This window comes from Sphingobacterium sp. UBA1897 (assembly GCF_002337775.1).
Taxonomy (GTDB): domain Bacteria; phylum Bacteroidota; class Bacteroidia; order Sphingobacteriales; family Sphingobacteriaceae; genus Sphingobacterium; species Sphingobacterium siyangense.
This window is the reverse complement of record NZ_DDGR01000018.1, coordinates 410,422-425,125: the sequence shown is the minus strand read 5'-3', so window position 1 is coordinate 425,125 and position 14,704 is coordinate 410,422. Positions and strand designations below refer to the sequence as shown.

15 protein-coding genes are annotated in these 14,704 nt (G+C 39.6%); 12 read left to right on the top strand and 3 right to left on the bottom strand.

The annotated features are described in order from the left end of the window. Nucleotides 1–295 precede the first annotated feature (295 nt). From B4N43_RS10045 to B4N43_RS10025, 5 genes are all read left to right on the top strand, one after another. Nucleotides 296–865: a hypothetical protein gene (locus B4N43_RS10045; protein ID WP_075994411.1), complete on the top strand. Its 570-nt coding sequence runs from the start codon at nucleotides 296–298 to the stop codon at nucleotides 863–865. A 130-nt stretch (nucleotides 866–995) separates the two neighbouring features. Beyond that, nucleotides 996–2,393, top strand: coding sequence for a class II fumarate hydratase (gene fumC, locus B4N43_RS10040; protein WP_088163154.1), 1,398 nt, complete (start codon nucleotides 996–998; stop codon nucleotides 2,391–2,393). Nucleotides 2,394–2,441: 48 nt separating this feature from the next. Then, a complete protein-coding gene (locus B4N43_RS10035; RefSeq protein ID WP_232475629.1) occupies nucleotides 2,442–2,930 on the top strand; it encodes a fumarate hydratase in 489 nt (162 codons plus the stop codon). Between the two features lie 63 nt (nucleotides 2,931–2,993). Then, on the top strand, nucleotides 2,994–4,148 hold the full coding sequence (locus B4N43_RS10030; RefSeq protein WP_088163156.1) for an MFS transporter: 1,155 nt from the start codon (nucleotides 2,994–2,996) through the stop codon (nucleotides 4,146–4,148). Nucleotides 4,149–4,163: 15 nt separating this feature from the next. Then, a complete protein-coding gene (locus B4N43_RS10025; RefSeq protein WP_286734458.1) occupies nucleotides 4,164–5,165 on the top strand; it encodes an acyltransferase in 1,002 nt (333 codons plus the stop codon). A gap of 21 nt (nucleotides 5,166–5,186) precedes the next feature. Here the strand turns inward: B4N43_RS10025 and B4N43_RS10020 are convergent, their stop codons facing one another. Further along, entirely contained in the window at nucleotides 5,187–5,651 is a 465-nt protein-coding gene (locus tag B4N43_RS10020) for a copper resistance protein NlpE (RefSeq protein ID WP_286734455.1), read from the bottom strand. 195 nt (nucleotides 5,652–5,846) lie between these two features. Beyond that, nucleotides 5,847–6,221 (bottom strand): DUF3127 domain-containing protein, encoded by a 375-nt coding sequence (locus B4N43_RS10015; protein ID WP_075994416.1) that lies wholly within the window; start codon nucleotides 6,219–6,221, stop codon nucleotides 5,847–5,849. Nucleotides 6,222–6,298: 77 nt separating this feature from the next. Between B4N43_RS10015 and B4N43_RS10010 the strand changes: the two genes are divergently transcribed. From B4N43_RS10010 to B4N43_RS09980, 7 genes are all read left to right on the top strand, one after another. Beyond that, nucleotides 6,299–7,477, top strand: a complete 1,179-nt coding sequence (locus B4N43_RS10010) for a THUMP domain-containing class I SAM-dependent RNA methyltransferase (RefSeq protein WP_286734646.1) — start codon at nucleotides 6,299–6,301, stop codon at nucleotides 7,475–7,477. After that, nucleotides 7,470–8,117 carry an HD domain-containing protein gene (locus tag B4N43_RS10005; RefSeq protein WP_088163158.1) on the top strand — a complete coding sequence of 216 codons (648 nt, stop codon included), beginning with the start codon at nucleotides 7,470–7,472 and terminating at the stop codon, nucleotides 8,115–8,117. The genes B4N43_RS10010 and B4N43_RS10005 overlap by 8 nt, the downstream gene beginning before the upstream one ends. Before the next feature lie 263 nt (nucleotides 8,118–8,380). Beyond that, nucleotides 8,381–9,148, top strand: coding sequence for a glycerophosphodiester phosphodiesterase (locus B4N43_RS10000; RefSeq protein ID WP_088163159.1), 768 nt, complete (start codon nucleotides 8,381–8,383; stop codon nucleotides 9,146–9,148). A gap of 102 nt (nucleotides 9,149–9,250) precedes the next feature. Then, nucleotides 9,251–10,087: an endonuclease/exonuclease/phosphatase family protein gene (locus tag B4N43_RS09995; RefSeq protein ID WP_075994419.1), complete on the top strand. Its 837-nt coding sequence runs from the start codon at nucleotides 9,251–9,253 to the stop codon at nucleotides 10,085–10,087. Nucleotides 10,088–10,316: 229 nt separating this feature from the next. After that, nucleotides 10,317–11,135 carry a DUF4197 domain-containing protein gene (locus tag B4N43_RS09990; protein ID WP_240199704.1) on the top strand — a complete coding sequence of 273 codons (819 nt, stop codon included), beginning with the start codon at nucleotides 10,317–10,319 and terminating at the stop codon, nucleotides 11,133–11,135. A gap of 346 nt (nucleotides 11,136–11,481) precedes the next feature. Further along, nucleotides 11,482–12,744, top strand: a complete 1,263-nt coding sequence (gene pepT / locus B4N43_RS09985) for a peptidase T (RefSeq protein WP_286734450.1) — start codon at nucleotides 11,482–11,484, stop codon at nucleotides 12,742–12,744. Between the two features lie 17 nt (nucleotides 12,745–12,761). Continuing rightward, the gene (locus tag B4N43_RS09980; RefSeq protein ID WP_227550060.1) at nucleotides 12,762–13,325 is read left to right on the top strand and encodes a nitroreductase family protein; all 564 of its coding nucleotides are present in this window, start codon (nucleotides 12,762–12,764) and stop codon (nucleotides 13,323–13,325) included. 90 nt (nucleotides 13,326–13,415) lie between these two features. Here the strand turns inward: B4N43_RS09980 and B4N43_RS09975 are convergent, their stop codons facing one another. After that, a complete protein-coding gene (locus tag B4N43_RS09975) occupies nucleotides 13,416–14,612 on the bottom strand; it encodes an ATP-binding protein (protein ID WP_145327488.1) in 1,197 nt (398 codons plus the stop codon). Nucleotides 14,613–14,704: the final 92 nt, after the last annotated feature.

Here is a 14,704-nt window from a genome sequence, read left to right as displayed (position 1 = left end):
AATTACCGAAGATGAGACAAACTATTCAACAATTAATTACTTTATCAAAAATAGCAAGTTTATTCGGTTAAACGAGTTTTTGAACCCATATTTTTACATTAAAAACAAAAAATTCACGACCTTGTTTTCATTAAAGAGCAAAGCTGCACTTGGCGAAAAATCCTTATTAAAAAATCAGCAAACCACCGATTGGAGAGGCAAACATTTAGTTTCCATAGATGACAATAATGTCTATAATTTAACTTGCAAATGCGCATAAATTTATCTTAGTTTGAATTGAAAAAGATTCCACTTTATGCACGAAATCGAACCTTATTACAATTGGCGGGACTATTACATTGCCGCTGAAGATGAACAATCCCCATTTTATGGTACAGTCTACAGCGAATTCGATTTTGACAAACAGATCTATAATTTCCTTCTGCACCCACAATGGGATGAATTCGGTTCGCTTACCTTATATCTGAAAATACTATTTGTAGACTATGAAAAACAATACTGTATTATCGAACTGATTGGTGAATGGAATGATGCAATCTACAATGACATCATGTTGCTCAAGCGAGAGATTATCGATGTATTGATCAGTCAAGGGATCAAGTATTTTATTCTAATCGGAGAGAATGTACTGAATTTTCATGCTTCAGACGACTCTTACTACGAGGAATGGTTTCAGGATATCGAGGACGGATGGATTGCGGGTATTGGTTTCCGAGAGCATGTTATTGAAGAATTCCAACAGCAAAATATAGATTATTACATTAATTTCGGTGGTACATTGAACGTAATTCCCTGGCGGACGTTAAAACCGAAACAGGTTTTCCATCATGTGAATGATTCCTTGACAAAACGTCTTGGTTTTTAAAACCTGCTTATTGTGTCTTTATGCTTTAATCCTTGTTCTTTACTGTATTATCCTGTAACTTTGTGAGTGATGTATAATGTGCTTTGCACATATGCTTTTAATTTTTACGTTTTACTTATACTTACATACTATGTCATTCAGAATTGAAAAAGACACAATGGGTGAAGTTCAAGTACCTGCAGACAAATACTGGGGTGCACAAACAGAGCGTTCACGCAACAACTTTAAAATCGGACCGGCAGCTTCAATGCCACACGAAATCGTCGCAGGCTTTGCTTATTTGAAAAAAGCAGCTGCTTATGCTAACCACGAGTTGGGGGTATTACCTGTAGAGAAACGTGATGCGATCGCTACAGTATGTGATGAGATCTTGGCAGGTAAATTGGATGATCAATTTCCATTGGTTATTTGGCAAACGGGCTCGGGTACACAATCCAATATGAATGTGAACGAGGTTGTCGCAAACCGTGCACAAGTATTGGCTGGACATAAAATTGGTGAAGGTGAACCTGTATTAAAAGCAAATGATGATGTAAACAAATCACAATCATCTAACGATACTTTCCCTACAGGAATGCATATTGCGGCTTACAAAGCTGTTGCTGAAGTTACCATTCCAGGTGTAGAAAAATTGCGTGACACATTGGCGAAAAAAGCTGAGGAGTTTAAAAGCGTGGTTAAAATTGGCCGTACACACTTAATGGATGCTACCCCATTGACTTTAGGTCAAGAGATTTCAGGTTATGTTGCTCAATTGAACCATGGTCTGAAAGCTTTAAGAAATACACTTTCGCATTTGTCAGAACTTGCATTGGGTGGTACTGCTGTAGGTACAGGATTAAATACACCAAACGGCTATGACGTTGTCGTTGCTAAATATATCGCTGAATTTACCGGCCTACCTTTCGTAACCGCTGAAAATAAATTTGAGGCATTGGCTGCTCACGACGCAATCGTTGAAACACACGGTGCATTGAAGCAATTGGCTGTTTCATTAAATAAAATTGCAAATGATATCCGTATGTTGGCTTCTGGCCCACGTTCAGGTATCGGTGAAATCTTGATCCCTGAGAACGAACCAGGATCATCGATTATGCCAGGTAAAGTTAATCCAACGCAATGTGAAGCATTGACAATGGTTGCGGCGCAAGTGATGGGTAATGATGTGGCTATTACAATTGGTGGAACGCAAGGTCACTATGAACTAAACGTGTTCAAACCATTGATGGCCGCAAACTTCTTACAGTCTGCTCGCCTATTGGGTGATGCTTGTGTTTCATTTGAAGAGCACTGTGCAGCTGGTATTGAACCGAACTACAAACGCATCAAAGAATTGGTAGACAACTCATTGATGTTAGTAACGGCACTGAACACAAAAATTGGTTACTACAAATCAGCAGAAATCGCACAAACAGCACATAAAAATGGTACTACGCTTAAAGAAGAAGCCGTACGCTTAGGTTATGTGACTCCTGAAGATTTCGATGCCTGGGTAAAACCAGAAGATATGGTTGGAAGTTTAAAATAAGCTGTGACTTTTATTTCAATAAAAAACATACGAACAAAAACATACCTATTGGCACTTGCCATAGGTATGTTTTTCTTTTTTACTGCCTGCAAATTCAATTCGGATATGCAGAACGAAGGCGCACCCTTTTTACAGGGAGAATGGGTCCAAGACAGTATTCCAGGACAACAGCAGATGATGCAATATACCTTGACCGATTTCAAGTTTACCTGTGATTCTGTTTACGCGACCATGCACGTCAACAATAAGGTACAAACAATTCCGGATAGCTGTTACAAAAATGGATCCTGGACAGAACATGCAAAGGGTATTTATGTTTTGCGTGGAGACTCCATCATTGTCGATGGTATTTATACTAAAGAGAATGGCAAGCAGAAAATTTCAGGCTGCTATCTTTCCGGCCAGTATATCCCCCGCTTTAAAGTTGTTTATCATGCTGCGGATTCGGTGGTACTGGAAAGCAGATTAGATCAACGTCAGATCATCTTAAGAAAGACTAAAAATGTTACTTGTGTCCCTCAAAAAAGGTATCAATAATTTTTAGTACAATCTATTTATTATCTTCGTACCATTATCGTACAACCTCAACCTTAAAATACAATGAACAAAGGAATTATCGCTTTGGCATTTGGCGGACTTGCCATCGGAATGACCGAATTCACGATGATGGGTATCCTGCCTGATATTGCCAAAGATCTTCATATCGAGATCCCTACTGCCGCGCACCTGATTGCACTATACGCACTGGGTGTTGTTGTAGGTGCCCCAACATTAGTCCTATTTACGGGAAAATATCCGCCAAAGAAGGTATTACTTTTTTTAATGTTGCTCTTCTTTATTTTCAACGGCCTATTTAGTATTGCTCCAGGTCAATTTTTGATCAGCCTCTCCCGTTTTATGGCGGGGTTTCCGCATGGTGCATTTTTTGGTGTTGGATCTGTTGTTGCTGCTCGGTTGGCACCAAAGGGAAAAGAAGCCCAGGCTATATCTATCATGTTTACAGGAATGACCATTGCCAATTTGGCTGGAGTACCGCTAGGAACCTACCTCGGCCATCATTATTCATGGCGTTTGACGTATGGTATCATCAGTATATTGGGGTTAATCACTTTTGCAGCAATTTATGCTTGGATGCCAAAAATTGAAGCTTCCAAAGGGAATAACATCTTTAGCCAGCTCAACTTCTTCAACAAAAAAATTGCCTGGCTATTAATGGCTATTATCGCCATCGGTACCGGTGGACTTTTTGCATGGATCAGTTACATCGCACCTTTAGTGACCAATGTGTCGGGCATCGCTGCTGATCGCGTACCGTTGATTATGGTCCTGATCGGTGTTGGTATGTTTTTCGGGAATCTTATCGGCGGAAAATTGGCCGATACAATCTCCCCAACCAAAGCTGCGATCGCTAGTTTTTCTGCCATGGCGCTATGCCTTGTGATGGTTTACTTTATATCGCCATTGGGCTGGACTGCTTATCCTTTGGCATTTATTACTGGACTGGTATCCTTCACCATTGGTTCGCCGACACAACTGATGTTAATTCGCGCTTCAAAAGAAGCTGCAACATTGGCTGCGGCAGGTGGCCAGGCTGCCTTTAACCTGGGCAATACCTTAGGTGCATTTTTAGGTGGAATTCCAATAACCTGGGGTTTAGCCTATAACACACCTTCGCTTGTTGGCGTTGGCATGGCGAGCATTGGCGCACTCCTAACGCTGCTGTATTTGAAAGCCTACGACAGTAAAAGTCAATAAAAATAGCATAATCAAATGGCGCGAACCAGTTATATCAGTGTACTACGTATTGTTGCGATATTCCTCGTTATCTTGATTCATTCCTCTTCGGGCTACCTAAACAGCAATGAATTTGAGTCATTCGACTGGAGTTATGCCAATTGGATCAATAGCTTCTCGCGCTTTGCAGTACCCCTGTTTGTCATTATTTCAGGCGCTCTGCTGCTTCAGAAAGACGAAAGCACGGGACAATTTTATCGGAAACGTCTGTTAAAAATTGTCCCGCCCTTTCTTTTTTGGACGATCGTCTATCTTCTCTATTATTTTATTCGGTACATTGATTTTGACTACATTGGTTTTCCACAAGTTATTAACATTGTGTTAATTCGCTTAAAATCAGGAACGAATGCACACCTTTGGTATCTATACATGATACTTGGGCTCTACCTTGCAGTTCCTTTCATACGCAAAATTGTTGGCAACTGCAGTAAAAGGGAACTTGAGATCTTTTTGGGATTGTGGTTTGCAGCGTTATTTTTTACGAATAAATGGTTCAATAGTTACCTACCTAATTTTGACCTGACCTTTTTCTCGGGGTATGCGGGTTACCTTGTCTTGGGGCATTATTTACGTAATTATCCAATCCAAATGGTCAAATTATCAAGTTTTACGTTTTTTCTGATCTGTTGTTTAATTACGGCTTCGGTGACATCGCATCTGAGTGTTTCTCGCGGAGAGTTTGACCCGACACTTTACAACTATCTTTCGCCAAATATCGCATTGAGTGCAGGCTTTTTATTCATCTTCGTGCAAGGCCTTAAACTCTCAGAACAGCTCAACCCCTTCTGGGAATTTATCGACATTCACAGCTTTGGCATTTACTTATGCCATATTTTATTGCTGAATTATATTCATCCTTTGCTTCCATTATCCACTTTGTGGAAAATCCCGGCAGCAACAGTGATCACCCTGTTGGCGAGTGCCTTACTGACGTATCTTCTCCGAAAAGTTCCCTACGGTAAATACGTCAGCGGCTAATTCTTTCATCGGAGCTTCGTTTTACAGTTTCTCTCCTTCGACCTTATTGTACACATAGAGATGTGCATTGGGGCCATCGATCGCATGGCCTTCCTGATCTAGTCCAATCAGCTTATTTTCGCCGACCTTCAATTTCATATTTGTCTCTTTCCCCGTGAGATGAACAACGGATCCGTTGTCATGCCACATGACTTTGCCAGTATCTTCAACCTTGGTATTTTTATTAATATATTCACTGACGATGGCAAAGGTATTATCATTCTTTAAGGTGATATTGGTTTTGATACCTTCACAATCTGCACAGGGAATAGTAGCTTCATAGGTACCAGCCCAATCCAGTGAGTTTTGCGATGTATGAGCAGTATCTACTGCCGCGGTCTCATGTACTGAAGAATCTGCTGTAGCATGCGGACTCTCTTTTGAAGTTTGATTGCATGCACTTAGCGAAACTGCTGCTAAGCAAAGAAATAATACGGATGATTTCATATTTATTGTTTTTTGATGTACGACACCGTATAGCAAGCAATTTCAGCGCCAAGAAAAATCAGGTGCCCATGCTGATGCTATGAAAGAAAAAAGGCTTCTTGAAGAAGCCTTTCTATTGTAAATAACTGAATTGTTTACAGTTCAAATAATCTATTGGCTACCGCAAGGGCGATAGTGCATAAAATCCTATTCAGATTAGAATGGTAGATCATCATCATCTGATGAACCAGCCAAATCTACAGGAGCAGGCATATCCGCGTAACCTGGAGAAGATGGTGCTGGAGCAGCATTACCTAATTTTGTTACACGCCATGCGACCAATGAATTGAAATAAGTTGTTACGCCATCTTTATTAGTCCAAGGACGACCACGAAGATTAAAAGATACTTCTACCTCTTCACCAATTGCTAGGTTATCAAAAATTGACGTTCTGTCTTGTGTTGATTCAAAACGGATATACTCAACAAATTGTGGGTTTTCGGCATAAGCTACAATCATATCGCGTTTTTTGAATGATTCTGTCACTTGTTGTGTCGCTCCTATCTCGTGTACTTTTCCTCTAATTTCCATAATCAAAAAAATAAATATTAAAGCGTAAAATTAAGCAATTTTTGAGGAAGAGTTTAATTAACTTTGTACAAAATATGATGGAAGTTTTCAACACCCCCAATAAAGTTATTATAACGTGCAATAAGCGCTTATCACCTTATTTGCAACAGGAAGTTAAAGAGTTAGGTTTTGACATTGTCAGGGCATTTCCTACAGGAGTAGAATTAAAGGTCAGTATAAACGATACGATCAAGCTCAATCTGAACCTGCGCACAGCATCTCAGATTTTGTATTCGTTAAAAGAGTTTACGGCCAATAATCCGACGGAGCTCTATGACGAATTGCGTCAAATCGCATGGGAAGAACTCATTCAATTTGACGGATACTTCTCTGTCAGTTCCAATGTGGACAATGAGACAATCAGCACACCATTATTTGCAAACGTCAAGGTTAAAGATGCAATCGTAGACCGTATCAAGGAAAAAAAGGGTATGCGCCCTAATTCAGGTCCGGACAATAATAAAGCGGTTGTGCACTTGTACTGGAAAGATGACCGTGCTGAAATTTTTCTCGATACCTCAGGTGAAACACTAGCGAAACATGGCTACCGGAAAATCCCTGGAAAAGCGCCAATGTTAGAAGCCCTGGCAGCCTCAACTATTATTGCATCCAAATGGGATGGTAATTCTCCTTTTGTGAACCCGATGTGTGGATCCGGAACCTTAGCTATTGAGGCAGCTCTGATTGCTACAAACAGAAAACCTGGATTATTACGCATGAACTATTCATTTATGCATTTCATCGGTTATGATGAAACAGTTTTCTTCCAGGAGCGCCGACTACTCAAAGATCAGATCAATAAAAAAGCGGCTCCGCAAATTATCGCAAGTGATATCTCGGAAGAGGCTATCAACGTCTCCAAGATGAACGCAAGAACTGCTGGTGTAGAGCAATTAATTTCATTTGAAGTATGCGATTTTGCCGAAACACACGTTCCTAAAGAAGGAGGTGTCATTTTATTCAATCCTGAATATGGTGAACGTTTGGGCACACACAGCAAGCTAGAAATTACCTATAAGCGTATGGGAGATTTCATGAAACAGGAATGCAAAGGTTATAGAGGCTATATATTTACTGGAAATCCAGATCTGGCAAAGAAAATCGGGTTGCGCGCATCCCGACGTATAGAATTTTATAATGGTAAATTAGATTGTAGATTATTAGAATACGAATTATACGAGGGTACTCGCGAAAAAACAAAAGTATTGTATGAATAACATTATTGAGCGCACAGTAGCATTTGTGCAAGACCGGTTGAAATTTGCAGAAGCAGGCCACGATTGGTCGCATATTCAACGCGTATGGAACAATACGAAGTTAATTTTAGAAGATGAAGAAGCAGATGTTATGGTGTGCGAACTGGCGGCGCTATTACATGACATCGCTGACAGTAAATTCCATGATGGCGACGAAACAATCGGCCCTCGTGTTGCCGGAGAGTTTTTGGCAAGTCTAGAAATTTCGCCTGAGATCATTGACCATGTCAAGAAAATCATCTTCAACATGTCTTTCAAAGCAAGTTTAGGTGAAGTTTCATTCCATTCAAAAGAGATGGAGATCGTGCAAGATGCTGACCGTCTAGATGCTATTGGCGCAATAGGTATTGCCCGCGCGTTTAGCTTTGGCGGAAACAAAGGCCGTGAGATGTATAATCCCAATGTTCCCGTTCAGGAATATAAGGATAAGGAAGCGTACAAGCATTCGGAAGCTCCTACAATCAATCACTTCTACGAAAAGCTACTATTGTTAAAGAATAAGATGAATACAGAAGCCGCGAAAAGAATCGCAGCGCATCGCCATGATTATATGCTCAGCTTCCTAGATGAGTTCATGGCCGAATGGAACGGTAAAAAATAAATTACACTTAACAATTCCTAAATATAAAAGTGGTACTTTAGATCTTGTACATCGAGATAAAAAGTACCACTTTTTTTGTCCATGTAAAATCAGCTTTTAAACAGCTTTGTAAGAAACGATCCTATCATTAGGGGTCGATTTTTTACCATAAACATCTTAATCGGTAATATAATGCCCAAAAAGAGAAATAGAATAGGAATAAATCAACGAGTGAAACGTGCAAATTATGCCGTTGAAAACAAACACTCATACATAATTATCACATGAAAAAACATATTTTTAGCTGTCTGACACTAGCCATGGTGATCTCATCGTCGGCATTATTTGCACAAACTAAGGCCATTGCACATCGTGGCGTATGGAAAAACAGCCACCTTCCGCAAAATTCCATTGCTTCTTTAACAGCAGCCCACGACCTTAAGCTCTTCGGATCCGAATTTGATGTGCATTTGACCAAAGACAATATTCTTGTGGTCAACCACGATAATGATTTCTATGGTATCGATATTGCCACAGCAACGTACAAGGAGCTCTTAGAAAAGAAGCATCCTAACGGTGAATCTATTCCCACCTTGGAAGAATATCTTAACGCTGGTAAAAAATTGAAAGGTTTACGTCTTATCCTTGAATTGAAAATCAATAAACTAGGGGTAGAGCGTACACTTGAAGCGACCACAAAAACGGTGGAAATGGTTAAAAACTTGAAAGCAGAGAAAGTCACTGATTATATTTCCTTTAGCTTTGAGGCTTGTCAGAAGATTCACGAACTGGCGCCTAAGGCCAATATTCAATACCTCACAGGCGATAAAACTCCTGCTGAGGTGAAGGCCGCAGGAATAAATGGTTTGGATTATCACTTTTCGGTTTTCAAAAAGAACGCGACATGGCTGAAAGATGCACATCAACTTGGCATGAAAGTGAACGCGTGGACAGTAAACACAGAAGAGGAAATGACAAATCTAATTAATCAGAAAATTGATTTTATTACAACTGACGAACCTGAATTGTTGCTCCGTGTATTAAAGAAATAACAATACCGTTGAAATAGTCATGGTTCCTAATCAGTCGACCACTTATCAGGCCGACTTAATGAGCATGACCGTTTCAGTACCTTTTTAAAAACTAGATTCTAAATGAAAAAAAGTATTATTCTCGCTTTAGCGCTCTGCCTATCCTTTCTGTCTTATGCACAGGAATTTATTGCAGCAAGCTATAATATCCGTCAAAGAAATACCGTCGATGTTGACAACATGTGGAACGACCGCAAAGTTCCGCTAACCAATCTGATTAAATACCATGGCTTTGATATCTTTGGTATCCAAGAAGGTTTTTTTGATCAGGTTCAAGATCTTAAAAAGCTCCTTCCTGGATTTGATTATGTGGGTGTTGGTCGCGACGATGGTGCACAAGAGGGCGAGCACTCGGCTATTTATTACAATACAAATCGCTTTAAAGCAATAAAGAGCGGAACTTTCTGGCTTTCGGCGACAGATACCGAACACCCCAATAAAGGCTGGGATGCAGCACTACCGCGGATCTGTACCTGGGGTATTTTTGAAGACAAGGCCAACAAAAAACGCTTCATCTTCATGAACACGCACTTTGACCATATCGGCCGTACTGCACGCACCGAGAGTGCCAAGTTGATTCTAGAAAAAGCAAAAGAGTTTGCCAAAGACCTACCTTTGATTTTAACCGGCGACTTCAATGTGGATGAAAAAGATGAGGCTTATTTCACATTAGCCAATAGCAAAGTAGTCACTGACGTACATGAACTGGCAACATTCAAATATGAACCCAATTCTTCCTTCAATGGCTGGGGCAAAAGCATCAGACCAACAGGCCGCATTGATCATATTTTTATTACCAAACCTTTCCAGGTTAAAAAATATGGTATCCTGACGGACACGTATATGAATAAATTCCCCTCAGATCACTTTCCAGTAGCAACGACGCTCTCCTGGAAATAATATCAGGTTAATTACAACAACCCTATAACACAAACAGCAGGTTCGCTTAGAATCTGCTGTTTTATTTTTTGGAACAGCTTTTTATTTATACCGCATCAGGGATAGCGATTCAGCACGGTGTAGCGCATCTGCTACGATTCTTGACAATAGCTATGGTTCCTAGCAATTGCTTTAAACTTTCACATAAATTAACAGTCGATATGTTTAATTTTGACAGCAAAACAATAACATGATGAAATTTCCACTATTATATTGTACACTATTTGTCTCAGGACTACTTTACTCCAATGCAAGCGAAGCACAGATTTTTAAGAAAATCAGTGAAACATTGACAAAAGCAAGTCAGGGCCAAACCGACAGTACTAAAACGACGACAGCATCAAATACTAAAGCAACAGCATCAAAATCCAACACCTTGACGTCTTTATCCAACAAAGATGCTTCATTGGGGATCAAACAGGCTTTAAGCAATGGTTTAAATCTGAGTATCGAATCTTTAGCCAAGAAGGATGGTTTTTTGGGTGATGCGGCAGTAAAGATTTTGATGCCTGCCGAAGCACAGAAAGTAGAAAAAACACTTCGTGCTGTTGGTATGGGAAAATTATGCGATCAGTTTATACAGAGCATGAACAGAGCTGCTGAGGGAGCCGTCAAAGAGGCTGCCCCCGTATTTGTCAATGCACTTTCAAAGATGACAATTACAGATGCGACCAATATTCTTCTAGGCAGCAAAGAAGACGCCGCGACAACGTTTTTTAAAACAAATACATCGACAGAATTAACGAACAAATTTAGTCCTGTTATCAAATCTGCCATGGGTACAAACAATGTGGACCAGTATTGGACACAATTGACCTCAGCTTACAACAACCTCCCTTTAGGCAATAAAGTGGAGACAAATCTTACAGCCTACGTTACGCAGAAAGCAATTGATGGTCTTTTCATCAAAGTTGCCGACCAGGAGTCAAAAATTAGACAGAACATAGGCGGCAGCAGAAATACCAATATTTTACAGAAAGTATTTGGTTACGCAGACGAAAAGAAATAGAGAACGATACAATAAAAAGAGGACCTGTCAACGATTTGATAGGTTTTTTTTTAATGTGGGATCATCCAAGATTTCTGTTCACATAGCTATGGGTAAAACTTTACTGTTCAAAAGCGCTACAGCACATTGTATGTAGCAATAAATTATAGATAACAATAAATTCCTTTCAGCGGGAATTGGGGGCGTGCCCCCTCCTATGAGTTTCAGTTATTGTCAGTTTGTTAACAAATAGAATCAAACCTGTAGAGTAGGGACAAATTGTTTGTAAATGCAACCAAATTAAATTGCAAATAAAAAGCAATTTATCTAAGTTTGACCACCCTTATCACATTAAGGCTATTAGAAAATGAGCACATTTGAGATCAACAACATAAGTGATTTTTCGGTATCCGAAAGATTTCAACGCTATGTACAGATTGACACACAATCTGATGCAAATTCACCAACATGTCCTTCTACGGAAAAGCAAAAGAACCTTGGAAAGTTACTTGTAGCGGAGTTGCTGGAATTGGGTATTTCGGACGCGGCAATGGATGAAAATGGCTATATCTATGCAACTATTCCATCCAATACTGCCAAGCAAGTTCCTGTTATCTGCTTCTGTTCTCATATGGATACATCTCCGGACTCTTCTGGAAAAGATGTTAAACCACTGGTTCATCCTAATTATCAGGGCCAGGATCTTGTGCTTCCTGACGACAAGAGTATTATTATCAAATACGCCGAACATCCCGATCTAGCCAATCAAATTGGCCATGATATCATTACAGCGAGTGGCACCACTTTGTTGGGTGCAGATGACAAAGCAGGTGTGGCCGAAATCATGGATGCTGCCCGTTTATTAATGAAACATCCTGAAATCAAACATGGTGATATCAAAATTCTTTTCACACCAGATGAGGAGATTGGCAGAGGTGTTGATAAAGCAGATTTGAAACGTTTAGCAGCAGATTTTGCTTATACAATGGATGGCGAAAGAGCTGGAACCATTGAGGATGAAACATTTTCAGCGGATGGAGCTACATTAACTATTCATGGTGTGTCCGTACATCCGGGCTTTGCTAAGGGTAAAATGCAAAGTGCCATCAAAATCGCCAGTGCGGTAATTGATGCACTACCAAAAGATCGACTTTCACCTGAAAGTACCAATAAAAAAGACGGCTTTGTACACCCTGTTCATATCAGTGGATCTGTGGAAAAAGCTGAAATTCAATTTATCGTACGCGATCACGTTACAGCCAATCTAAAGAAACATGAAGATGAGCTGGAAGGCATCGCAAAATCGATTGTCGAACAATATCCAAACTGCACCTATACTTTTGTCGTAAAAGAACAATACCGTAACATGAAAGAAGTGCTGGATCAGCATCCTGAAATTATGGAAATCGGTATGGAAGCCATCAACCGTGCAGGAATGGTGGCCGAAAGAAGAAGTATCCGCGGTGGAACAGATGGCTCCCGCCTTTCATTTATGGGCTTACCTTGTCCAAATATTTTTGCTGGAGGGCATGCTTTCCACGGAAAACAAGAGTGGGTAGCTGTACAAGATATGGAAAAAGCCGTCAAAACAATTTTGCATGTTGTATCTTTATGGGAAGAAAAAGCATAAAGGAAAAATAAATTATAATGAAAAACGACGTATTAAAAGCAATACACTACAGAAGATCCGTATTTCAAGCTTCCTTTACTGAAGAAGAAGTCAGTAAAGAGGATATCTTGAGTATCTTGGAAGCGGCCAATGCTGCTCCAACACACAAAAGAACACAACCTTGGCGTTTTGTGATCTTCCGCAAAGAAGGATTAGAACGTTTAGGCACCGAATTATCACGTATCTACAAATCGGTAACACCTACAGAGAAATATACTGAAGCAACAGAAATAACAATGGGCAAAAAAGCAACACAGTCAAACGTTGCCATTGCGATTGTTGTCAATTATACGGGCGAAGTTCCTGAATGGGAAGAATTGGCTTGTACAGCTGCTGCAGTTGAAAACATGTGGTTGGCTGCACACTCGCTAAATATCGGGGGATACTGGGCGACTCCAGGTTTAATCAATCACTTGGGTGGTTTCTTAAATCTCGAAGAAAATCAAAAATGTATCGGTCTATTCTACTTAGGACACCACCAATCTGAGGCGCGTGAACCTATCCGTACACCCATTGCAGATAAAATTCGTTGGGAAGAGTAAATCTCTATATAGAAATACAGAGCGGTCTAGCCACACTTCCAGGCCGCTTCTGATTTTTTCTTGCTACCATTTGCATCAAATAGTATGCTATTAATATAAAAAGCCAAACAACCATAGTGGGACCTTATTTTGATGACCAAACTCAATGTCATCTGCTGCAATGTAGGCATTGTTTATTCCTTTAATTTGTTTATTGGACTTGTCTCTCCCTCCTACCTCAAAGGTGTACTTTTCATCAACAATAAAATCTCCTTGCTCCGCATAGTTCACCTGATGTTGAAATGCAAGTTGGTTAACAAAAAATGTTTCCCTTAGATTTCCAGGGTTAACATTTTCATGTGCAAATAAGAAGGAAAGGTTGGTATTGTCTAGAAAAATTTTAGATGGTTTTTGTAACTGACTTATACCTTCACCCACCTTATAGAGATTATGCGTTAAACTAATTTCATCCAAATAGTAGAGATAAGACAACAGAGTTGTCCGGCTAATACCAATCTTTTCACTGAGCTTACTGATGTTAGGCACAAAAGGGACAGATTCAGCAATGATAACAAGCAATTGCTTAATCTTAGTAACATAAGCGATATCTACATTTCGTAAGAGCGGCAATTCAATTTCCAGAATCATATTAATGACCTCCATTACTCGCATCTCATATAAATCAAGCTGTTCTCGGTAATAAGGATAATAACCATATTTCAAATATTTCTCAAAATGCTGAAAAGGTTTAACTATGGCATTGATTTTATAGTCCACTTTGCTATGCTCTTCTAAAATTTGATCCAGGCTAAATATTGGGAAAGTAGTTTTTGTTTCCAATGAAAGAAATTCACGAAAGGAAAATCCCTGCATTTTGTAAACTACTGCCCTACGACTTAAATCAGCACGGGCATTCAGAATTTCTAAAAGGGAGGAGCCAGTAAAGATGATCTTCATCTCAGGGTAGTCGTCATAAATATTTTTTAATATTTGGGCCCAGCCTTCATATTTATGTACTTCATCCAGAAACAGATACTTTCCTCCTTTTTGATCGAATTCATATACTAAATCCAGCAAAGACTTATTATTGAACCACACTGCATCCAAACTGACATAAAGCACTTCGTCCAACCTGTCGAACAAATTTAGCTTAATGTATTGAAGCAATAAGGTCGTCTTACCAATTCCCCTTGCTCCTTTAATTCCAATTAAGCGAGCGGACCAATTAATTTCATACATTATATTTCGCACAAAATTCATATCCACAAACCTTATGCGTCGTTTAAATTGTTGAACTAGTTCTTCCATGTGATAATGTTTATTTTGTTTGAAAAATGCCTATTTTGTTTATTATAAAAAACAAAAATATAAAAAATCGTTCACTGCACTGAACAAAAGAA

Coding starts and splice junctions, on each gene's coding strand:
- B4N43_RS10005 (WP_088163158.1), top strand. CDS start 7,470: ATGAATAACATTATTGAGCGCACAGTAGCATTTGTGCAAGACCGGTTG.
- fumC (WP_088163154.1), top strand. CDS start 996: ATGTCATTCAGAATTGAAAAAGACACAATGGGTGAAGTTCAAGTACCT.
- B4N43_RS09975 (WP_145327488.1), bottom strand. CDS start 14,612: ATGGAAGAACTAGTTCAACAATTTAAACGACGCATAAGGTTTGTGGAT.
- B4N43_RS10025 (WP_286734458.1), top strand. CDS start 4,164: ATGGCGCGAACCAGTTATATCAGTGTACTACGTATTGTTGCGATATTC.
- B4N43_RS10015 (WP_075994416.1), bottom strand. CDS start 6,221: ATGGAAATTAGAGGAAAAGTACACGAGATAGGAGCGACACAACAAGTG.
- B4N43_RS10010 (WP_286734646.1), top strand. CDS start 6,299: ATGGAAGTTTTCAACACCCCCAATAAAGTTATTATAACGTGCAATAAG.
- B4N43_RS10030 (WP_088163156.1), top strand. CDS start 2,994: ATGAACAAAGGAATTATCGCTTTGGCATTTGGCGGACTTGCCATCGGA.
- B4N43_RS09990 (WP_240199704.1), top strand. CDS start 10,317: ATGATGAAATTTCCACTATTATATTGTACACTATTTGTCTCAGGACTA.
- B4N43_RS09995 (WP_075994419.1), top strand. CDS start 9,251: ATGAAAAAAAGTATTATTCTCGCTTTAGCGCTCTGCCTATCCTTTCTG.
- B4N43_RS09980 (WP_227550060.1), top strand. CDS start 12,762: ATGAAAAACGACGTATTAAAAGCAATACACTACAGAAGATCCGTATTT.
- pepT (WP_286734450.1), top strand. CDS start 11,482: ATGAGCACATTTGAGATCAACAACATAAGTGATTTTTCGGTATCCGAA.
- B4N43_RS10020 (WP_286734455.1), bottom strand. CDS start 5,651: ATGAAATCATCCGTATTATTTCTTTGCTTAGCAGCAGTTTCGCTAAGT.
- B4N43_RS10045 (WP_075994411.1), top strand. CDS start 296: ATGCACGAAATCGAACCTTATTACAATTGGCGGGACTATTACATTGCC.
- B4N43_RS10000 (WP_088163159.1), top strand. CDS start 8,381: ATGAAAAAACATATTTTTAGCTGTCTGACACTAGCCATGGTGATCTCA.